The 20,339-nt window shown below is 51.8% G+C and carries 19 protein-coding genes and 1 pseudogene; 12 read left to right on the forward strand and 8 right to left on the reverse strand.

Annotated features, from left to right (window positions below; genetic code table 11):
* The first annotated feature begins 8 nt into the window (after positions 1-8).
* Entirely contained in the window at positions 9-1,310 is a 1,302-nt protein-coding gene (locus ACQKE4_RS14260) for an amidohydrolase (RefSeq protein ID WP_427389067.1), read from the forward strand.
* 73 nt (positions 1,311-1,383) lie between these two features.
* Here ACQKE4_RS14260 and ACQKE4_RS14265 read toward each other — a convergent pair whose 3' ends face one another.
* The 3 genes from ACQKE4_RS14265 to ACQKE4_RS14275 form a co-directional block, all read right to left on the reverse strand.
* Entirely contained in the window at positions 1,384-1,785 is a 402-nt protein-coding gene (locus ACQKE4_RS14265) for a nuclear transport factor 2 family protein (RefSeq protein ID WP_290836388.1), read from the reverse strand.
* Between the two features lie 38 nt (positions 1,786-1,823).
* Positions 1,824-2,645 (reverse strand): 3-keto-5-aminohexanoate cleavage protein, encoded by an 822-nt coding sequence (locus ACQKE4_RS14270; protein WP_290836387.1) that lies wholly within the window; start codon positions 2,643-2,645, stop codon positions 1,824-1,826.
* A 112-nt stretch (positions 2,646-2,757) separates the two neighbouring features.
* The gene (locus ACQKE4_RS14275) at positions 2,758-4,260 is read right to left on the reverse strand and encodes an SLC13 family permease (protein WP_427389068.1); all 1,503 of its coding nucleotides are present in this window, start codon (positions 4,258-4,260) and stop codon (positions 2,758-2,760) included.
* A gap of 507 nt (positions 4,261-4,767) precedes the next feature.
* Between ACQKE4_RS14275 and ACQKE4_RS14280 the strand changes: the two genes are divergently transcribed.
* The 7 genes from ACQKE4_RS14280 (at position 4,768) to ACQKE4_RS14310 (ending at position 11,862) form a co-directional block, all read left to right on the forward strand.
* Positions 4,768-6,429 carry an AMP-binding protein gene (locus tag ACQKE4_RS14280; protein ID WP_290836385.1) on the forward strand — a complete coding sequence of 554 codons (1,662 nt, stop codon included), beginning with the start codon at positions 4,768-4,770 and terminating at the stop codon, positions 6,427-6,429.
* A gap of 43 nt (positions 6,430-6,472) precedes the next feature.
* Entirely contained in the window at positions 6,473-7,240 is a 768-nt protein-coding gene (locus ACQKE4_RS14285; protein WP_290836384.1) for an SDR family NAD(P)-dependent oxidoreductase, read from the forward strand.
* 33 nt (positions 7,241-7,273) lie between these two features.
* Positions 7,274-8,071, forward strand: coding sequence for an enoyl-CoA hydratase-related protein (locus ACQKE4_RS14290; protein WP_290836383.1), 798 nt, complete (start codon positions 7,274-7,276; stop codon positions 8,069-8,071).
* Between the two features lie 50 nt (positions 8,072-8,121).
* Positions 8,122-9,261 carry a cyclohexanecarboxyl-CoA dehydrogenase gene (aliB, locus tag ACQKE4_RS14295; RefSeq protein ID WP_290836382.1) on the forward strand — a complete coding sequence of 380 codons (1,140 nt, stop codon included), beginning with the start codon at positions 8,122-8,124 and terminating at the stop codon, positions 9,259-9,261.
* Positions 9,258-9,812 (forward strand): MarR family winged helix-turn-helix transcriptional regulator, encoded by a 555-nt coding sequence (locus tag ACQKE4_RS14300; RefSeq protein WP_290836381.1) that lies wholly within the window; start codon positions 9,258-9,260, stop codon positions 9,810-9,812. Before aliB ends, ACQKE4_RS14300 begins: the two co-directional genes overlap by 4 nt.
* 95 nt (positions 9,813-9,907) lie before the next feature.
* Complete coding sequence (locus ACQKE4_RS14305) at positions 9,908-11,128, forward strand: ABC transporter substrate-binding protein (RefSeq protein ID WP_290836380.1); 1,221 nt, start codon at positions 9,908-9,910, stop codon at positions 11,126-11,128.
* A gap of 65 nt (positions 11,129-11,193) precedes the next feature.
* Entirely contained in the window at positions 11,194-11,862 is a 669-nt protein-coding gene (locus ACQKE4_RS14310; RefSeq protein ID WP_290836379.1) for a nitroreductase, read from the forward strand.
* A gap of 126 nt (positions 11,863-11,988) precedes the next feature.
* Here the strand turns inward: ACQKE4_RS14310 and ACQKE4_RS14315 are convergent, their stop codons facing one another.
* The gene (locus tag ACQKE4_RS14315) at positions 11,989-12,189 is read right to left on the reverse strand and encodes a MarR family winged helix-turn-helix transcriptional regulator (RefSeq protein WP_290836378.1); all 201 of its coding nucleotides are present in this window, start codon (positions 12,187-12,189) and stop codon (positions 11,989-11,991) included.
* 324 nt (positions 12,190-12,513) lie between these two features.
* On the reverse strand, positions 12,514-12,663 hold the full coding sequence (locus ACQKE4_RS14320; protein WP_290841668.1) for a transposase family protein: 150 nt from the start codon (positions 12,661-12,663) through the stop codon (positions 12,514-12,516).
* A gap of 426 nt (positions 12,664-13,089) precedes the next feature.
* On the opposite strand from ACQKE4_RS14320, the gene ACQKE4_RS14325 reads away from it, so the two are divergent.
* The 4 genes from ACQKE4_RS14325 to ACQKE4_RS14340 all read left to right on the forward strand — a co-directional run bounded on the left by ACQKE4_RS14325 (position 13,090) and on the right by ACQKE4_RS14340 (position 16,592).
* A complete protein-coding gene (locus ACQKE4_RS14325) occupies positions 13,090-14,061 on the forward strand; it encodes a PDR/VanB family oxidoreductase (protein WP_290835553.1) in 972 nt (323 codons plus the stop codon).
* A gap of 9 nt (positions 14,062-14,070) precedes the next feature.
* Positions 14,071-15,267 (forward strand): Gfo/Idh/MocA family protein, encoded by a 1,197-nt coding sequence (locus ACQKE4_RS14330; RefSeq protein ID WP_290835555.1) that lies wholly within the window; start codon positions 14,071-14,073, stop codon positions 15,265-15,267.
* Between the two features lie 19 nt (positions 15,268-15,286).
* On the forward strand, positions 15,287-15,784 hold the full coding sequence (locus tag ACQKE4_RS14335; protein WP_290835557.1) for a MarR family winged helix-turn-helix transcriptional regulator: 498 nt from the start codon (positions 15,287-15,289) through the stop codon (positions 15,782-15,784).
* A gap of 67 nt (positions 15,785-15,851) precedes the next feature.
* Positions 15,852-16,592 (forward strand): class II aldolase/adducin family protein, encoded by a 741-nt coding sequence (locus tag ACQKE4_RS14340; protein WP_290835559.1) that lies wholly within the window; start codon positions 15,852-15,854, stop codon positions 16,590-16,592.
* 61 nt (positions 16,593-16,653) lie between these two features.
* Here ACQKE4_RS14340 and nadC read toward each other — a convergent pair.
* The 3 genes and pseudogenes from nadC to ACQKE4_RS14355 form a co-directional block, all read right to left on the reverse strand.
* Positions 16,654-17,423, reverse strand: a pseudogene (nadC, locus tag ACQKE4_RS14345) (carboxylating nicotinate-nucleotide diphosphorylase).
* A gap of 85 nt (positions 17,424-17,508) precedes the next feature.
* Positions 17,509-18,405: a DMT family transporter gene (locus tag ACQKE4_RS14350; protein WP_290841669.1), complete on the reverse strand. Its 897-nt coding sequence runs from the start codon at positions 18,403-18,405 to the stop codon at positions 17,509-17,511.
* Between the two features lie 80 nt (positions 18,406-18,485).
* Positions 18,486-20,330, reverse strand: a complete 1,845-nt coding sequence (locus tag ACQKE4_RS14355; protein ID WP_290836584.1) for a TRAP transporter fused permease subunit — start codon at positions 20,328-20,330, stop codon at positions 18,486-18,488.
* Positions 20,331-20,339 lie beyond the last annotated feature (9 nt).

Genomic DNA, 20,339 nt, shown 5'->3' on the forward strand with positions numbered 1-20,339 from the left:
AGAAAAGTATGATTACCCAGACCGATCGATTTAATTTTAAGGGTGCCATTGCCACTCATGTAGATGCGGCATTCGAAGATGTCCAATCACTCTACCGTCAATTGCATCAGACCCCCGAGTTGCCCTTTCAGGAGTATAAGACGAGTGCGCGACTCGCCGACGCTTTGGAAAATTTCGGCTATGAGGTGTCCCGCAACATTGGCGGCACGGGTGTCGTGGCCGTGCTACGTAATGGCGAAGGCCCCACCGTCATGCTGCGCGGCGACATGGATGCGCTACCCATCAAGGAAGAAACAGGGCTAGAGTTTGCCAGCAGTGAAACCGCTGTGGCTGAAAATGGCGAAACTGTGCCGTTGATGCATGCCTGCGGCCACGACCTACACAGCAGCTGTATTGTCGGCGCCGCTGCGGTCATGGCGGGACTGAAAGAGCAATGGTCCGGCACATTGATGCTGATCTGCCAGCCTGCAGAGGAAATTTTTGGCGGTGCCCAAGCGATGCTTGATGACGACCTTTATAGGCGCTTCTCTCGCCCAGACATCATTCTTGGCCAACACAACATGCCCGCTCTCGCAGGCACTATCGGCCACCGCGAAGGTAGTGCTATGGCCGCCTGCACCAACTTGGCGGTCACTATACATGGTAACGGAGGCCACGGCTCCATGCCCGCTCAAACGGTGGATCCGGTAGTTATTGCTGCACATGTGGTCACCCGCCTGCAAAGTATCGTGTCCCGGGAAGTGCCACCTGAAGAAACCGTGGTGGTGACCGTTGGTAAACTCCACGCGGGAACCCAGGCCAATATCATCCCTCATTCGGCAGAGCTTGAGATTAATATCCGTAGCTTTGATGATGCACTGCATCGCCAAGTAGTGACGTCTATTGAGCGAATTATCCGCGCAGAATGCGAAGCGGGCCGCTCGCCCAAACTGCCGGAATTCCGAGTACTCAACGAGACTATCGCCCTGCACAACGACCCGATGGCGGTAGAGCATGTTCGCCAAGCTCACGCTGAGCATTTTGGTGGCGCCAACCTTTTTGCCATGCCACGCCTAAATGCCAGCGAGGATTTCCCGCTGTTCGGAAATGCCGAAGCAGGCGGTTTTAGCGGCGATGATATCCCTTACGTCTACTGGTTTATTGGAGCCACCCCTGCCGCGCGCTGGGCGGAAACCTTGGGAACAAGCGTCTCGCAGAAGATGCGCCACCTTGAAATGCCACACTCGCCCTACTATTTCCCGGGCAACGACGTGACATTACGCACTGGCATCGAAGCCATGACAGTAGGGGCTCTGGCATATCTAACCTAAAGTCGCCATAAACCAAAACGGCAGTGTTATTACCACTGCCGTTTTGCTCACATTGCCTACCCTGTCGAGTCGACTACGGCCTGGCCCATGCCGCACGGCTACTGTGAGCAGCAGTCTTATTGGTGATTTTCCAAGTGCCTTGAACCTTGAGCAGTGCAATCACATCAACCCAAGAATCCTCAAGGTTTTCGCTATTATCAAAGCCTAACAGCACGCTGGCGACATCTCCGGCCTGGGTGATGGCGATAAAACGGCTCTTGACCGCTCGCTGGCTATTCGCCCAGCGCTCGAAGCGATCGCTGATCAAGTCAGTTGCCAATGCGCCCTCAGCGTCCAGAGCAAAAATCCACGCCTCTTTATGGAAGGCTTCCTGAAGCTTTTCCATACCGCCTTGAAAGCCATCCACATAAAGTTGCACAACGCGTTTGATCTCATCGATCTCAGGTGCATCACCCACGACAGTGATATTCGTCATCTCTTTACTCCTGCTTATTAATTGTCGGTTTTGTATTGTTATAACCCAAGCATCTCACGGGCCTGCTGCCAGGTAGCCACCGGGCGCTGGTACTTCTCGCACAGTGCTACGGTTCGCTCGACTAATGCCGCGTTGGAGGGCGCCAGTGTTTCGCTATCCAGGCGCACGTTATCTTCAAGACCCGTACGGGTATGACCACCTGCAGCAATCGACCACTCGTTAAGTACGTATTGATTCGCACCAATACCTGCGCCACACCACTGAGCATCCGGCGCCAATCGCTTGAGCGTGTCGATATAGAAATCAAACGTTGGCTTGTCCGCTGGCATCGAATTCTTTACGCCCATGACAAACTGCACGTAAAGCGGCGTCTTTAGCTTGCCTTGCTTCGAAAGGTTCACCGCTTGGTGAATATGCGACAGGTCAAACGCTTCGATTTCAGGCTTTACGCCGTACTTCAGCATCTCATCGGCAAGCCACTCCACCAACTGCGGCGGATTCTCGTAAACGCGGTTGGGGAAGTTATTGGAACCTACCGAGAGGCTGGCCATATCAGGCTTCAGCGGCAGCATCCCGCCCCGGGCTTCTCCTGCACCCGAGCGCCCGCCAGTGGAGAGTTGAATGATCATGCCGGGGCAGTGCTTCTTGAGCCCTTCCATCAGGCGGCCAAACTTCTCTGGGTCGGATGAAGGCGTTTGATCATCGTTGCGTACGTGGCAGTGAGCGATGCTAGCGCCCGCTTCGAACGCCGCCTGAGTGCTTTCAATCTGCTCTTCCACCGTAATCGGCACGGCAGGGTTGTTCTCTTTGCGTGGCAGGCTGCCGGTAATGGCGACGCAAATAATGCAAGGCTGAGCCATAGAAAACTCCTTTATTCTTATTGCGAACACTAATTTGTATTGCGAACAAAATAGAACGGTTATTTGCCACCGTCAAATCGAAATCGTTTCCAGTGACGCTTGCAGCTCCAGCTTAAAAAGAGACATCGAATACCAGGGGGACGATGGTGTAGAGCGAGACCATAATCACCAGTAAGCCGATAACGTTGAGCCAGATACCTGCACGGATCATGCTCTTGATCGGAAGATCCCCTGTTGCGAAAGCCACCGCATTGGAAGGTGTTGCCACTGGCAACATAAAGGCGCAGCTCACAGCAAAGGTAACCACGATGGTCATCAAGAAAGGTTCAATACCCAGCCCCATGGCAATAGAGCCCATAATCGGGAAGAAGGCAGCCGCGGTCGCCGTGTTGCTGGTTAGCTCGGTCAATAGGATGATCACGATAGCGGTGATGGCTAGAATCAAAATTGGCGGTAGGCCCGACAGTCCCGAGACGCTCTCGCCAACCCAGGCACTCAAACCCGTGGCGGTGAACTGGGCTGAAAGTGTTAGGCCACCGCCAAATAGAATCAGTACTCCCCAAGGCACGTCACGCGTGGCCGACCACTCCAGCAACGCCCCTTTTCCTTTAGAGGCAGGAACCACAAACATCAGAATCGCCGCGAGGATTGCCACACTGGTGTCGTTGATGTTAGCCAACCAAGGCAGCGCACTCTGCACGACAGGAATTCTCGCAATTAACGGCACGAAGACCCAGCAGAACACTGCCCCGGCAAAGACCATCAATACACGCGACTCTTCAGGCGATAGATGGCCCATCCCCTTGAGCTCTGTCTCGATCATCGCCCGACCGCCCTGAATGTTCTCAACTTCCGAGCGGAACACCAGTTTGCTCAGCACTAGCCAAGCCAGCATCAGCATGGTGAATGAGAACGGCACACCCACTAACATCCAGTGACCAAAGCCGATGCTAAGTCCGTGGGTGTCTTCCATGTAGGCACGCATTAGCGCCATCGGCGGCTGGCCGATCAACGTGGCCATGGAGCCGATGGTGATGGCATAGGCAATGCCCAATAGCACAGCAGCAGAAAACTTGGGCGTGTCATCACCGTTACCCAGTGACTTCACTAGCGCGATGATCGAGCCTCCAATGGGCACCATAATCACTGCGGTGGCGGTATTGCTGACCCACATGGTGATAAACCAACTAGCGAACATCAAACCAAAGACGATTTGAGCCGGCTTGGTACCCACGGTGAGCACCGTCAGTAGAGCGAAGCGGCGATGTAAATTCCAGCGCTGCGTTGCCAAGCCCAGCAGTACGCCCCCCAACACTAGAAAGACAATGCTGTGGGCATAAGGTGAGGCGGTCTCACCGACCGAGGCAATATCGAAAAATGGGAACAGGACAAGTGGCAGCAGCGACGTGGCAGGAATCGGGATCGCCTCGGTCATCCACCAAGTGGCCATCAGCATCGCAATGCCCGCTACAAGACGAGCATTGAAGGCCAGCGTTTCGGGCAACAGAAAGAAAACACACAGGCTTATTAGGATGCCCAGCACAAGAGAAACCGGCTTAAAAGCCGAGGCTTCCGCGTAGGACGTTTGCTCAACAGACCTAGTGGTTTGCGGCATGGTAATTACCTGCATAGTAATAACAGTGTAGGTGAGTGTTACGGTTGAAGTGATGCGTTACCAATACCTCTCAGGTTGATACGCATACCTAATCGGGCAACATCTTGCGGACACATAAAATACTCAGAATCCATATAAATCAGTCGCTTAAAATATAATAAATAAACAATTAGCGAATCTACCATATAGGTATATTGCAGAGACTCTGGAATATACCTCTTGTTACTGTTCATTGCTTACGACTAATGGATGCTAAGGCCAGCCTGTTGATGAAGCCATGTGTCTTTAGCTTCTCCACTAAAAACTACTAAGTCGCAAAGCGTAGACAAATTAGGGTAATACCTTGTTGTACGGCTTTCTCCATGTCTTCTTTTTTATGCTGGAAATAAAAGACAACATGTTGACATAAAAACCATCGTAGCCTAATTTACACACAAGACTTTTAAAATAAAAGAAAGTAAAAAACGTGAATATATTTTAAAATAACAAATAATTTCAGGATTTTATATGAAAATCAGTACAAATATGACACCTGAGCGTAGAAATAAGATGATGTCGCTTGGCGCCTGGAATGACATGCTCATTACAGATTATCTTGATCAAGCGGTTGCTCAAGCACCTAACAAACCAGCCATTGTTACCTACACCATGGCCTCTGGAGAACGAACCCAGCTTAGCTATAGCGAACTCAATGAGCGGGCCACACAAATAGCCGTTGGGCTTGTCTCGCTGGGCATTCAGGTGGGGGATGTGGTGTCTTGCCAATTGCCTAATTGGTGGCAAATGACCGCGCTCCACTTAGCGTGTGTTCGAGTCGGCGCAGTACTTAACCCGCTTATGCCCATTTTCCGCGAGCATGAGTTGCGTTTTATGCTCGCCCAAGCCGAAAGTAAGCTGCTAGTCGTACCCGGTGTGTTTCGAGGTTTCGATCATGCTGCCATGGCAGCAACTCTTAAGGCAGAATTGGCTTCGCTAACCCATGTACTGGTGATTGGCGGTGAAGGTAAAGGAGAATCCAGCTTTGAAGCTCGCCTGCTTAACCATGGAGAGGAAAAGACGCGCGATACTGCCGCACTGTTTACAGAGCGCCGCCCATCCGGTGATGATGTTGTGCAACTGCTTTACACATCGGGTACTACGGGCAAACCAAAAGGGGTAATGCACACCTCTAATACGCTGCTTAGCCATATTCGCCCCCTTGCCGAACGCTTAGCGCTGAATGCTGCTGATACCGCCTTAATGCCTTCGCCTCTGGCGCATCAGTTAGGCTTTCTTTACGGCTTAATGATGCCGATCTATTTGCAGGCCACGGCCGTTCTTCAAGATACGTGGTTACCCGCTGAAGCAGTCAAAATAGTACGCTTTGAACAGCCCAGTTTGATGCTGGGTTCTACTCCCTTTTTGGCAGATATCGCCGAGCAAGCGATTGCTCACGGAAGTGATCTGCAGTCACTGAAACTCTTTCTTTGTGCAGGCGCCCCTATACCCAGTCCGCTAGTAGAAAAAGCGGCGCGTAATTTGCCCACTAAAATCATCTCCGCCTGGGGAATGACCGAGAACGGCGCCGTTACCACTACTCGTTTGGATGATGCGCCTTCGTGTTCAGTCGAAACCGATGGCGTCCCTCTGCCCTTTATGGAACTCAAAGTGACCGATATTGAGGGCAACACCTTGCCACCTAATCAAGAAGGCAGCCTATGGGTGCGCGGTGCCAGTCTGTTTGTTGGCTACTTCAAACAACCTGATCTTTACGGCGTAGATGAGGAAGGCTGGTTCCCAACGGGGGATTTAGCACGCCTCAATGAAGCGGGCTATGTGCGTATCACGGGCCGCTCTAAAGATGTGGTCATTCGAGGCGGTGAGAATATCCCCATCGTGGATATCGAAAACACTCTTTATCAGCATCCCGCTATCCAGGCACTGGCGCTTGTTGGGCGCCCAGATGAGCGTTTAGGCGAGCGGTTGGTCGCTTACGTTGTGCTCAAAGAGGGTTACCCCAGCCTGAGCCTTGAAGAGATCACTCAGTTTCTTACCGAGCGGCATGTGACGCGCCAATACCATCCGGAGTTTCTTGAAGTGCTGGAAGAGCTGCCACGCACGCCTTCTGGAAAAATTCAGAAATTTAAGCTTCGCGACCAAGCGGCTATCCATTCCGATTCACGCGCTTAATGTGTCGTTATGCGCCTCAAATGGCCACTAATGGGAAAACAATATGCAAGGTTTAACTGGAAAAACCGTAATAGTGACCGGCGGCGGCGGCGGCATTGGCCGCGCGGTGTGTCAACGCTTTGCTCAGGAAGGCGCGCTGGTCGCTGTGCTTGACCGTGATGAGCAAGCCGCCCAAGTAAGTGTCGACAGCATTATTGAAGCAGGCGGTAACGCTCGCGCTTACGCTGCGGATATCACCAATTACCACGCTATTGAAGCGACCGTTAAGCGCATTGAAGCAGAGCTCGGCACGCCCACTATTTTGATTAATAACGCGGGCTTTGACCGCTTTATGCCGTTTCTTAAAACCGACCCCGCGATGTGGGAGTCGCTGATTGCCGTGAACCTGACCGGCGCGCTCAATATGCACCACATCGTACTGCCAAGAATGGTGGAGGCGGGCGGTGGCAAGGTGGTCAACATTGCCTCGGATGCAGCCCGGGTGGGCTCTTCCGGTGAAGCCGTTTATGCCGCCTGTAAGGCGGGGCTGCTCGGTTTAAGTAAAACCCTCGCCCGGGAGCTGGCGACTAAAAACATTACCGTCAACGTTGTTTGTCCTGGCCCTACCGATACTGCCCTTTTAAAAGGCGTGGCCGATACCTCCCGTGACCCTGAAAAGTTACTGGAAGCCTTCCGCAACGCCGTACCCATGCGCCGGATAGGCCAGCCTGAAGATTACCCTGGGATTATCGTGATGCTCGCGAGCGACGAAGCGAATTTTATTACCGGGCAGGTGATCAGCGTCTCCGGCGGGCTGACCATGGCGGGTTAACGCAAGCCGCTTACAAAAATAAGGAGCTAAATCATGAGCCATACCACTCACTACGAAGACATCTTGTATGAGGTAGACGACGGCGTCGCAACGATCACTATCAACCGACCCGAGCGCTATAACGCCTTCCGTGGCCAAACCTGCATGGAACTGCTGGATGCCTTCAACCGTGCTGGCTGGGACAAATCGATTGGCGTCATTGTGCTCACCGGCGCGGGTGATAAGGCATTCTGCACCGGGGGCGATCAAGGCGCGCATGAGGGCCAATACGATGGCCGCGGCATCATCGGTCTACCGGTAGAGGAGCTGCAAACGCTCATCCGCCAAGTGCCTAAACCGGTCATTGCCCGTGTGAATGGGTTTGCCATTGGCGGCGGGCACGTTTTACACGTGGTCTGCGATCTAAGCATTGCGTCAGAGACAGCCATTTTTGGCCAGGTGGGCCCAAAAGTGGGATCGGTTGACCCCGGCTTTGGCACCGCTTATCTCGCCCGCGTCATTGGCGAAAAACGGGCCCGTGAAATCTGGTACCTGTGTCGAAAATATACGGCTCAGCAAGCGCTCGATTGGGGGCTGCTCAATGCTGTGGTGCCGCCTGAGCAGCTTGACGAGGAAGTGCGTAAATGGTGCGACGAAATTCTTGAGAAAAGCCCTACTGCCCTGTCCATCGCCAAGCGCTCTTTCAATGCAGACAGCGAAAATATCGCCGGTATTGGTGCACTCGGTATGCAGGCGCTAAGCCTCTACTACGACACCAAGGAGTCGCAGGAAGGAGTTGCCGCGTTTAAGGAAAAGCGTAAGCCCGAATTTCGCAAATATTATGAGTCATAACCGATGCTCCCCTTCACAAAGGGTAGTCTCAAGAGAGCGAGTGAAGCGTCATGAATTTTGCATTTACCGAACAGCAAGAAGCCATTCGCGACACCATCGCGCGGTTTGCCAGCGAGCGATTAGCCCCTCGCTATCGGCAGCGTGAGCAGGCGGCATGCATTGAACGCGAGATCGTCGCCGAGTTAGGCCAGATGGGCTGCCTGGGCGGTGAGCTACCCGAAGAGTTCGGTGGCAGCGGGCTGGACTGTATGACCACTGGTGTAATTGTTGAAGAGATCGCCAGGGGTGACTTTAACGTCGGCTACTTGCCCCTGCTCGCTTCTCTTAATGGTCAAATCATCGCCCATCACGCCCGGCCGGAGTTGGCCCAAGAGTGGTTATCAGGCATGACGGCTGGCCATAAGATCTGCTGTATTGCGCTAACCGAGCCCCATGGCGGCTCAGATGCAGCAAACCTTAAGCTCAAAGCGACCCGTGATGGCGATAGCTTTCTGCTAAAAGGTGAAAAAACCTCCATTTCCATGGCCGATCAGGCGGATGTAGCGGTGGTCTTTGCGCGCACCGGGACACAAGAGCAGCGCGCCAGCGGCATCAGCGCGTTTTTAGTACCCATGGAGAGCACGGGTATTTCGACCAGTCGCTTTGAGGATTCAGGCCAACGAGCCATTGGCCGCGGCTCTATTTTCTTCGACAATGTGCGTGTGCCTGCCGACCACATGCTAGGCATCGAAGGGCAAGGCTTTAAGCAGGTGATGCAGGGGTTTGACTATAGCCGTGCGCTGATTGGTTTACAGTGTTTGGCCGTGGCTCAGCAGTCGTTGGATGAAACCTGGCAGTGGCTCACCCAGCGTGAAGCCTTTGGCCAGCCGTTAGCTGCCTTCCAAGGCTTGACCCATCCACTGGCGGAATACCAAACCTACGTACAAGCGGCGCGGCTGCAGTGTTATTACGCGCTGTGGCTAAAAGACAACCAGCGCCCGCATACCGCTGAAGCGGCAATGAATAAGTGGTGGGGACCGAAGCTAGCCTTTGATGTGATCAAACAGTGCATGCTGGCCCACGGGCATACGGGTTGGGGGGAAGATTTGCCGTTTTCCCAGCGCATGCGTGATGTACTAGGGCTGCAGATTGGTGATGGCACGGCTCAGATTATGAAAAATATTATTGCGCGTCAGTCGGTCTCTGCGTGAACGCTGGCTTCTTGCTTGTCTCACTTGATCGCCTGGGCGCGGATTCTATCGACCCAGTCAAGGATATGCCGATGGCGAGTGAAGACGACAAAAGCGTGGCTAACCGACTTTTTTTTCGGCTTTTTCAGGTCAGCAATATCCTGCAAAAGCAGACGATAAGCGAAGTAGGCTTGACCACCGTGCAGTGGGCAGTGCTGGGCGCCCTTTCACGTAAAGGCTTTGAAGAGGGTATTTCGTTTAATGCGCTGACCGAGTACTTGGTGGTTAGCCGTCAAAGCCTGGACGGCGTGCTCAAGCGTTTGGAGCGCGATGCCCATGTTGAACGTATTCCTCATCCCGACGACAAGCGCGCACGGATTATTTTACTGACCCACCAAGGTCGCGCCTTTTGGGAGAGTTTACAGCCCCGAATTCATGAGTTTTACCGTGATGGGCTTAGCAGTTTTTCCTTCGATGAAACCGTCAGCTTGTTGCACTACCTCAATAAACTTCAGCACGATTTAGAAAATACCGCGCTAAACGCCAAGGAGGAAACGACCGAAACACCATAACCAACCCAACGAACGGCGCTGTTAAAGCGCACCCAGCGTTACTACCCATACCGATAACAACAATTTGCCTCGTCTTGCACGGGGTTGGGGGTTCTATGTCTGCTCTAAATAAACAACCGTTAGCCATTGCGCTAAGCATCGCGTTTGCCAGTGCGTTCAGCAGCGCTCAGGCAAACGTCAGCGATAATGAAATTCGCATCGGCTATTTATCCGATATGTCAGGGCCCTACCGCGATTTGGCCGGTCCTGGTGGCTTGGAAGCGCTTAACATGGCGGTGGAAGATCACGGCGGTGAAATTAACGGCGCACCGATTGTGGTGTTTAGTGGTGATGACCGAAACAGCGCTGATGTGGGAGCCAACACCGTACGTGAATGGATCGACCAGCGTAATGTCGATATGGTCGCAGGCATGGTGGCCTCGTCGGTGACAATCGCTGCCACTCAGCTCCTGGCTGAAAACGATAAGCTTGCCATGGTGGCAGGTGCCGCCGCACTGAGTATCACCAATGAGTATTGCACGCCCAATCATGTGCAGTGGGTCTACGATACTTATGCTATGTCCAATGGCGCTGCTAAAGCGATACTCGAAGAAGGGGGTGATAGTTGGTTCATGATTACCGCTGACTATGCCTTTGGTCACTCGCTGGAAAACGACGTTACCGCCGTCGTGGAAGCGCATGGAGGCGAGGTGTTGGGTAGCGTGCGCCATCCGCTAAATACCAGCGATTTCTCATCGTATGTGCTGCAAGCGCAAAACTCTGGCGCCAAGATCGTAGGGCTGGCGAATGCGGGGGCCGACACCGTTAATGCGATCAGCACGGCGGGGCAATTTGGCCTGGCACAGTCTGGTCAGTCACTCGCCGGGTTGATGGTGTTTTTAAACGATATACACGCGCTGGGCTTAGAAAGCACCCAAGGCATGCAACTAACGACCGGCTGGTACTGGGATTTGAATGAGGCTTCACGTGAATGGGCAGAGCGCTATCATGCGCGTACTGGCCGAATGCCAACGATGGTACAGGCAGGCGTTTACTCCAGCGTTATGCACTACTTAAATGCCGTTGAAGCGAGCGGCACGGACGACTCAGCCACCGTTCGCGCCATGATGCAAGACACGCCCATCAACGACATGTTCGCCACCAACGGCTACATTCGTGATGATGGTCGCATGGTGCATGATATGTACCTAGCCAGGGTGAAAACACCTGATGCCTCCACTAACGAGTGGGATCTTTACGAAATACTGCGCACGATTCCGGGTGAAGAGGCCTTCCAATCGCTGGAAGAGAGCCGCTGTCACTTGGTCGCCCAATAACATCATTTAATGCGCGCGGCATGCTAGCGGCAAAGCACCGCGCGACTCTTTTAAGGAGTGCCCGCATGCATGTAGATACCGCCATCACCAGCCGCAAATCGGTGCGCCGTTTTCTCGACACCCCCGTCGAGCGCGCAACGATTATGCACATATTGGATATTGCTAGCCGCGCGCCCAGCGGTAGCAATATCCAGCCGTGGAAAGTGCATGTAGTGGCGGGAGCCGCTAAAGACCAGCTGTGCCAGCGGTTATTAGATGCCGTTGATCACGGCAAAAGCGATACACCTGAGTATCACTACTACCCGCAGAACTGGTTTGAACCCTACCTGGAGCGCCGCCGACGCTGTGGCTTTGGTCTTTATGCAACGCTGGGCATTGGCCGTGACGATAAAGCCAAGCGCGAAGCCCAGGCACGGCGGAATTTTCACTTATTCGATGCACCCGTTGGGCTTTTCATCACGATGGATCGTCGCCTGGAAGCGGGCAGTTTTATGGATTGTGGCATGTTTATCCAAAGTGTCATGTTAGCCGCCCGTGGCCAGGGGCTACATACCTGCCCGCAGGCTGCCTTTGCTTGGTACCACACGCTTATTCGCGACGAGCTTAAGTTGGATGAAAACTCGCTACTGCTCTGCGGTATAGCGCTGGGCTACGAAGACATGCAGGCACCCGAAAACGGCTTTATTACCGAGCGAGAAAGCGTGGAAAACTTTACGACTTTTCGTGGCATTTAAGCGTAAAAAAGCCCAGGCAGGCGCTTGGGCTATAAGGGTTAATCTCTTCACTATTTAACGTCTAAACAGGAGACTCGTAGAGCCTGCCGACAAGTTTTATCGAGGCGATCAGCTTGGCCATGAGCGTTAAAGAGCGTTTAGGTTATGAAACATTCTACTTAAGCATTGATTGATATAAACAATGTCCTGCTTGCTGAAATCGGCAAACGCTTTTTCCACTAAACGACTAGTAACTTGCCTGGCAATATCCAGCTTTGCCTCGCCCGCCTCGGTAAGCTCTACTTCAGTGACGCGCCCATCCTGCGGACTGGCTTCTGTTTTAAGCAAACCCTCGTACTCGGCACTAATTGAGACGTGAAAAACAGCTCTTCGTTACTTCATTTAATTTAGCCTAGTCAAACAGACAGCTTACCGGGCTGCCAATCAAGCAGGTCATAGCAATGAAATTGGCCTCGTTTCTATAGCAACGTGCACGTGACAAGCCACCTGAAACAGGCTATTCATTCAAAAAAGCGCTGAACGCTTTAATGGCATACTTGCCACAACCAGGGAGGGCGAAGGCGACCGGTTCCTCGAGAAATACCGTTACATAGCGATAGCCGCGACGAGACGGCGTTTCGGCCACACCGACGTTGGTCACATCCGACAGATTCAGCTCCCCAGCATGCAGCCCACGTAGTGATGAACAATGCGCCACAACCGCTTGCCGGAAATCTCCAACTGCCGAGAGGCGGCCAGCACAGGTATCTCCTGAGCCAATGACATGGCGGCTTGCTCAATGAAGTCGCTACCCGGCCGCACTCAAGGCACCCCAATGCGTTTGACGCCATGTCCAGGACACTTCGTGCGAGGCACGCGAGCATGGGTAAAACTACCGTGCTCGGCCTCGACCTAGAGATCCAGACGAGGGGGCGATACAGAAGTCTCTAGGTGCTGGTTATTGAGAACCCAGAGCGCTTCCCAACCTAGCCCGAGAGTCAGCAAATGAGTGCCGTCAATATCGTACCTACTGCTGTTGAGGAATCATATCTGGCCCACCTCAGGGGTCGAACTCCCGCTCCAACGTCGAAAAAGCCAAAAATAATCACTTAATTTGATGAGAGGAGTGCCAGCCAAGGCTTCACCTTATTATTTTTGTCACTTAACCCATATATCGGCTTCAAAAAGTGGCAGGGCTAAGGTATTTTGAATAAACTTAGAAATATAATATTATTTTGGGAGTACCTCATGGCCGCCAATCGCGAGCTAACAATACCTGTCGAAGTAGTGAGCAAAACTGAACTTGCTGCCGGCATTTTTAAGTTTGAGTTAATGCCTACAAATGACACCGAATTGCCAGAACCCGATGCCGGTGCACACATTTATATTGAAGCACCCAATGGATTAGAAAGGCGGTATTCGCTAAGCCAATCTCCAGATGTTCTGGATCGCTATGTTATTTGTGTCAAGCGGGAAGAAAATGGAGAAGGCGGATCTAAAAGCCTGTGTGATGAGGCTGAGGCTGGAACGCGACTGCGCATCTCAGAGCCTACTAATGATTTTCCACTGACCGGGAACCCAACTCGATACATTTTCATTGCGGGCGGCATTGGTATCACACCTATATACTCCATGATTCAGACCCTGAGACTGTCAAGTGGAATACCTTTTAAACTGTACTATTTATCCCGTGACTCAGATCATACAGCCTATGTAGAGGAGTTTTCCCAACCCGAATACAAAGGCAAGGTGGTAATACATCACACTCAATGCAGCTCAGGCAATCGTTACGATCTTTGGCCCGTGCTAGAACAGCCAAAGGGAGCCTACATATATTGCTGCGGGCCACGCGAGCTGATGGAAGAAGTGCGTGACATGACAGGCCACTGGTCACCAAGCAGCGTACATTTTGAGGATTTCGCTGGTGCAGTGGCACATCAACCTAACGACAAACCTTTCCAGGTTAAAATTACTGATACTGACGAGACCGTTCATGTCCTGGCAGAACAAACCATCATAGAAGCGCTTCGGGCTAACGGGTATGAGGTGCCATCATCTTGTGAAAGCGGTACATGTGGAACTTGTCGCTCTAGGCTTTTGTCCGGCAAAGCCGATCATCGGGATCTAGTTTTGTCCGAGGAAGAAAAGGAAGACCAGATCATGGTATGTGTTTCACGGGCGGAAGGTGATGAAATTGAAATCGAACTACCACGATTTTAAGGCTCAGATATGACTTACGCACCGTTACGGCTCGGCATCGCTGGACTGGGCCGAGGCTTCATGCTACTTCTACCAACTCTAGCAGCGCATCCAGGTATACGTCTCACCGCAGCAGCAGACCCTCGCCCGGAGGCGCGCGCCCAATTTGCATCTGACTTTGCTGGCTTCACCACGGATAATTTTGAGGCTTTATGCCAAAGATCGGACGTAGACGCCGTATACCTTGCCTCTCCGCATCAGTTTCATCGTACGCAAGTAGAACTTGCAGCCCACTACGGGAAACACGTACTGGTTGAAAAGCCCATGGCTTTGTCGATGACAGACTGCCAAGCAATGGTAGACGCAATGCAAGCCGCTAATTGCTGGTTGCTGGTAGGCCACAGCCACAGCTTTGATACCCCGTATCGAGAAACCGCGCGCCTTATTCATTCAGGTGAAATGGGGCAGGTGCGCATGATTACAGCTTTCAATTACACTGATTTTTTGTACCGCCCCCGCCGACCAGAAGAATTAAACACAGCTCAGGGCGGCGGTGTGGTATTCAGTCAGGCTGCGCATCAAGTGGACATTGTACGTCTGCTTGGTGGTGGAGAGGTAGAGAGTGTACGGGCACTCACAGGACGCTGGGATCCGAATCGGCCAACCGAGGGAGCTTACTCTGCACTGCTGACTTTCGCAAACGGCGCCTTCGCAAACATGACTTACAGTGGCTACGCGCATTTTGATTCTGATCAGTGGCTAGATTGGCAGGGGGAGCTAGGCCAGCAAAAGTCGTCGAAAGATTACGGCAAGGCTCGCAGCCTGCTTGCCACTGTCGATACACCGGCACAGGAAGCTGCTCTGAAAAACAGACGGGCCTACGGAGATGGCCAGACTCTCGCAGATGCCAGCCTAAAAGGTATTGGTCACAATCACTTTGGCCATTTTATAGTGAGCTGTGAACTTGGTGACCTAAGGCCTACGCCATCAGGCATTGAGGTATTTGGTCATACTAAACGCTTTACCATACCTCTCAGTCCTCCCCACATTCCTCGTAGGGAAGTGCTAGATGAATTGATTGCGGCTGCTCAAGACAATCAGGAGCCTGTGCACTCTGGAACCTGGGGATTAGCCACAATGGAAGTATGTTTTGCCCTACTGCAATCGGCTAATGATCGAAAAGAAGTTATAATGCGGCACCAGCAAAGTATTCTTTCTCAATTATGATCACGAAGGCATCTACCGCATGGTAAAACGAGAAGTCAGAGAATCGCAGAGCGTCTTGCGGCACTGGCATACCGATGTACCGGATGACCGCATGGCGCATCTGGTACGTGACGCTGGTCGGTTATTGGCGAAAAGTCTACAGGCCAGGCTTGCTGAGCACGATGTAAGCTTTGGTCATTGGTCATTTCTTCGCATTCTGTGGGTAACTGAAGGCCTAAGCCAGCGGGAACTCAGCGATGAAGCTGGAGTGATGGAACCCACCACTTTCACAGCGCTGAAGGCCATGGAGCAAAAAGGTCTTATCGAGCGGCGGCAGTTAAACGGCAACCGGCGCAAGGTGCACATTTTTCTAAGTCCCAAAGGGCATGCTCTGAAAGATATTCTGACCCCATTAGCGGAAGATGTTAACGCTACGGCACTGGAGGGAATTACCTACGACGAGATGAAAGCAACCCGCAGCGTTCTACTGCGGATGATCGACAATCTGGCCCAAGATGAATTTCTGGACAAACACTGACTGACAGAAGCCTCTAATTAAAGCGTCTTGTTCAGTACTACTAAAAAAAGCCCTGAGAGGATTGAATATGCCCAATATCACCCCCGAACAGGATGCTTTATTAAATGATCTGGTAGACGCCAACCACATACTATTCAATGAGGGAGTTGTTGACGCGTTCGGTCACGTGAGCGTGCGGCATCCTGAAAATCCTGAACAATTTATCCTATCCCGCAATCGTGCCCCAGGTTTAGTTGAAAAAGAAGACCTGATGATATTTAACCTGGACGGCCAGGCAGTAAATGATAACCGTAAACCCTACCTGGAACGTTTTATTCACGGTGAGATTTATCGTAAACGGCCCGATGTAATGTCCATTGTACACAGCCATTCAGCCTCGGTAGTGCCATTTAGCGTATTACGAAATTATCCCCTGCGTGCCATGTGTCACATGAGCGGCTTCATTGGTGAAGGTGCACCCATTTTTGAAATTCGCGAGGCTGGGGGGAATGCCACAGACTTACTTATCAGTAGCCAACATCTAGGATCCGCTCTAGCAGATTCACTAGCGGATCACCCATTGATTCTGATGCGCGGTCACGGATCTACGGTCGTGGCTGACTCACTCAAAAAGGCTGTCTATCGAGCAGTGTATGTTGAAGTTAACGCCCGTGCTCAAACCGAAGCCAGTCGCCTGGGTAAGATAGAGTTTCTAACCAAAGAAGAAGCCGCCACTGCCATGAATAACATAGAAGGGCAAGCGGATCGTCCCTGGCAGTTGTGGAAGTTGCGTGCTAGAAAAGCTCGTGACATTCTGCTCGCTAAATGAAGGCAATACAGATGTGCCTAAAGGGTGCCTAACCGATCTATAGAGGGGCGCCCATAGATCCTTAGCAGGTTAACAACATTGATAAGTCAATAGCTTGAATGTCTTTAGTCAGAGTGCCCAACGAAATATAATCAACTCCGGTTTCAGCCACCGCACGCAAGTTATGTTCAGTTACCCCACCAGAGGCTTCCAGTTTTGACCGGCCAGCGACTCGCTAAACCGCAGAATACGTGTCCTCCAGGCTAAAATTGTCAAGCATGATCACGGACGTGTTCACTGCTAGTGCTTGTTCCAACTCCTCCAGCGTTTCCACTTCGACTTTTATGATTTTCCGGGCGCTACTAGCCGGGCAGAGGCAACAGCTTCAGCTATGCCACCGCATGCAGCAATATGGTTCTCCTTAATCAGAAAACCGTCGTACAGCCCCGTGCGATGACTCGCACCACCACCACAGACCATAGCAAATTTTTGGGCCAGACGTAGTCCCGACAATGTTTTACGGGTATCCAACAGCGTCGCCCGTGCGCCTTCAATGAGGGCACTCAATGCCGCACATCGCGTGGCTGTGCTTGATAGGCACTGCAAGAAATTTAATGCGGTGCGTTCCCCCTTCAACAAAGACCGGGCGTTACCGGATAATCGCAATATCGTATTTCCACTCTTTAAGTCATCACCGTCTGTGCAGACCCATTCCAGTTCCACAGAGGGCTCCAACTGTTTAAACAAGGCTTCGACCCAGCGCTGGCCACACAGCACAGCCGATTGCCTGGCAATGATAATGGCTGTGGCTTCCTTGTCTGCTGGTATGAGTTGCGCATTATATCTCCGCACCCAACGTCCTCGAATAACGCAGCTTTCACATTTTCAGAGATCGCGAGTGCCAGAACCGCTTCATTTAAAGAGTAAATACTTACCTCTAACCAAATACAGTAATGACGGCCACTCCAATCACCGTTGCGAGAGTACCGCTGATTACTCCAGGGGTGAATAACTCGCCGTCTTTTATAAACCAATAGGTGCCCACCAAAACAAACAGGGGCGTAGTTGCTGCCAGTGGCGCCACCACGATCAGCTCTCCATGCCTTAAGGCTGTAAACAAGAATACTGGCCCTAGGCTGGAAAATACCCCAGCGGCTACTAGGTAGCCAAACTCTATCTTGGAGCAGCGAATTTCTAGCAGTCGACGACTACCGATACCAAATACGGAAATCAAAAGCCATGAAGCTGTTGCAGTCAATGCAGCAGCAGTCACTGCTTCCATTCCCTCGTCGATTCCCAGCTTACGAAACACGACGGAAATGCCGTAACACAATGACGCCGCTATCGGAAATAAAAGCCAAACTTTTGGTGGGCGAAGTGGAACTGGCTGACCAGAAGTAGGTTTTTGTCGTTGCATGCCCAATATAGTGGAACCGCTTAATACCAGTCCTGCACCCAAAAAGACAGTACCCGAGATAGGTTCGCGCAATATAGAGACTGCGATCATCATCGTCACTAACGGATGCGTTAGGGTAATCGGCGTAGTAATATTGGCGCCCAACCGTGCCATGCCCATAAACTGAAATGTTCGACCAAGCAGAGGGGCAAACAAGCCAGCCAATATAAAATACCTCCACTGCCACCAATCCAAAGCAGGTAAGCCGTAAACCACCACACTCCAACCCCACAGCAATATCACATTTACGGTCAGACTGATCCAAATAGAGGTCATGGTCGACGCATTGTGTACCCCTATACGAACCACGACGAACGTTGCCCCAAACATAAATGCTGACAACAATGAGAACCAAACTGCCAACAGAGGATCAGACACTCGTTACTCCTTTGGCATGAGCAAGCATATAGAGCCCCCATTACCCTTGAGACATAGGTAAATGGGGGAATACTTGGGCCTTAATGTACCGGCTTTATAGCTGCACGGAGGTGGGGGGTAAAGAGACAGGCACCAATGGCAAGAATTACAGCTCCACCTATGGCGAACCAACTCGGGAAAATAAACAGTAGTCCAGCACCAACAAAACACCAGCGAGCAGGCGCTGCCAACTTATCTCGTAAGTAGCCTTCAACACCTAAGCTTAGCAATATTACCCCGATCACTGCCGTCACGCAGGATACTAGGATGGTGTCCCAATCTCCGACCATTAGCAGGCCGTCACCATATACAAAGGCAAACGGCACGATGAATGCGGTAATAGCCAGACGTACTGCTCCCGTGGCGATCTCCAGCGGTTTAGCATCCGCTATAGCAGCCGCGGCGAATGCTGCTACTGCTACCGGTGGTGTCATGGCTGACAGTACAGCAAAGTACAGAATGAACATATTGCTTTGCAGAACACTGAAATCAAGACTTGCCAAAGTCGGGCCGACCAACACTGCCGCCAGAATAAATGCCGAAGGTGTCGGCATTCCCATACCAAGAATAATGGCAAGTATGGCCGATATAATCAGCACCATCACCGTGCTGTCTGCAGCCAACAGAAACACTAAGTCAGCAAATTTACCACCCAGCCCGGTCATGGAAATACCACCTATTACCAGACCAGCAGCTGCACAGGCCGCGACAACAGACACCATACGGAGCGTAGTCTCAGCCAGGGCACCCCAGATCTTCACAATACTCATGCGAGTGGAGGGTTTAACAGCTGCCACTAATAAAACAACTCCGGTCGCGACTGCCGCCACATAAGTGGGCGAAAACCCCATCACTAACGCTATAGAAAGTGCGACCAAAGGCACGATAAACAAACCGCCATTTTTCATGGTTTGGCGCATTCTAGGTGTTTCGTCTACCGGTATGCCTTTTAACCCCAGTTTTTGCGAACGCAGATGTACCTGAGTGTAAACACATAGGTAGTACAAGAGAGCTGGGATGATCCCCGCAATTACTATATCGCGATAATCAATGCCAGTATATTCAGCCATTATAAAGGCCGCTGACCCCATTACCGGAGGCAATAAGCTCCCACCGGTTGAGGCCGCAACTTCAACACTACCGGAAAGTTGTTTGCTGTAACCCAGGCGCTGCATAATGGGTATAGTTATAGATCCAGTAGTCACTACGTCTGAGGTTGGGCTGCCCGACATGGTGCCGTAAAGTCCTGACGAAATAACGGAAATTTTTGCAGGCCCTCCTACTCTATGGCCTGCAATGGCAGACGACAAATTATAGAAAAACTCTGCGCCTCCGGCCTTAGCAAGAAAAGTACCAAACATGACGAACAGAAAGGCGTAGGTCGCAGCCACACGCAACGGCACACCAAAAAGCCCATCACTAGTAAACATCATAATATCAAGAAAGTGCTGATAGCTGACTTCTCTAAAACCCAGGCCACCGGGAAGACCATGTCCCCAGAGGTTGTAGACCAGAAAAATCATCACCACACTAGTGAGGCCCACACCAACCGTTCGACGAGTGGCCTCTACAGTTAGCAAAAGTAGTAAAGACGCCGCAATAACATCAAGCGTCTCTAGTGGAAACAACAGCGTAATACGCTGAGAAATGCGACCACTTTCTAGGTAGAAGTAGATACCAACGAGTATGCTTGCAGCCACCAATACCCAGTCAATGATACTTGGTCTATCTATCCTTCCAAGAGGCCCTGGAGATATTGTCATAAACAGCAAGGCGAGAATGGCCGATAGAAAAACTATGGTCATCACAAACAGGTCTATATATACAATTGTAGTGGTGTAGATAACACCCAACGCAACCAAGGCAGCACATCCATGTACTGCCATTTTTAGCTT

This window comes from Halomonas sp. NPDC076908 (genome assembly GCF_050269715.1).
GTDB lineage: Bacteria > Pseudomonadota > Gammaproteobacteria > Pseudomonadales > Halomonadaceae > Vreelandella.

Bases quoted from the DNA above. Each gene is read 5' to 3' on its own strand.
- ACQKE4_RS14285 (WP_290836384.1), top strand. From the start codon at position 6,473: ATGCAAGGTTTAACTGGAAAAACCGTAATAGTGACCGGCGGCGGCGGC.
- ACQKE4_RS14275 (WP_427389068.1), bottom strand. From the start codon at position 4,260: ATGCCGCAAACCACTAGGTCTGTTGAGCAAACGTCCTACGCGGAAGCC.
- ACQKE4_RS14305 (WP_290836380.1), top strand. From the start codon at position 9,908: ATGTCTGCTCTAAATAAACAACCGTTAGCCATTGCGCTAAGCATCGCG.
- ACQKE4_RS14340 (WP_290835559.1), top strand. From the start codon at position 15,852: ATGCCCAATATCACCCCCGAACAGGATGCTTTATTAAATGATCTGGTA.
- ACQKE4_RS14265 (WP_290836388.1), bottom strand. From the start codon at position 1,785: ATGACGAATATCACTGTCGTGGGTGATGCACCTGAGATCGATGAGATC.
- ACQKE4_RS14330 (WP_290835555.1), top strand. From the start codon at position 14,071: ATGACTTACGCACCGTTACGGCTCGGCATCGCTGGACTGGGCCGAGGC.
- ACQKE4_RS14280 (WP_290836385.1), top strand. From the start codon at position 4,768: ATGAAAATCAGTACAAATATGACACCTGAGCGTAGAAATAAGATGATG.
- ACQKE4_RS14270 (WP_290836387.1), bottom strand. From the start codon at position 2,645: ATGGCTCAGCCTTGCATTATTTGCGTCGCCATTACCGGCAGCCTGCCA.
- ACQKE4_RS14260 (WP_427389067.1), top strand. From the start codon at position 9: ATGATTACCCAGACCGATCGATTTAATTTTAAGGGTGCCATTGCCACT.
- ACQKE4_RS14355 (WP_290836584.1), bottom strand. From the start codon at position 20,330: ATGGCAGTACATGGATGTGCTGCCTTGGTTGCGTTGGGTGTTATCTAC.
- ACQKE4_RS14310 (WP_290836379.1), top strand. From the start codon at position 11,194: ATGCATGTAGATACCGCCATCACCAGCCGCAAATCGGTGCGCCGTTTT.
- ACQKE4_RS14325 (WP_290835553.1), top strand. From the start codon at position 13,090: ATGGCCGCCAATCGCGAGCTAACAATACCTGTCGAAGTAGTGAGCAAA.
- ACQKE4_RS14335 (WP_290835557.1), top strand. From the start codon at position 15,287: ATGGTAAAACGAGAAGTCAGAGAATCGCAGAGCGTCTTGCGGCACTGG.
- ACQKE4_RS14290 (WP_290836383.1), top strand. From the start codon at position 7,274: ATGAGCCATACCACTCACTACGAAGACATCTTGTATGAGGTAGACGAC.
- aliB (WP_290836382.1), top strand. From the start codon at position 8,122: ATGAATTTTGCATTTACCGAACAGCAAGAAGCCATTCGCGACACCATC.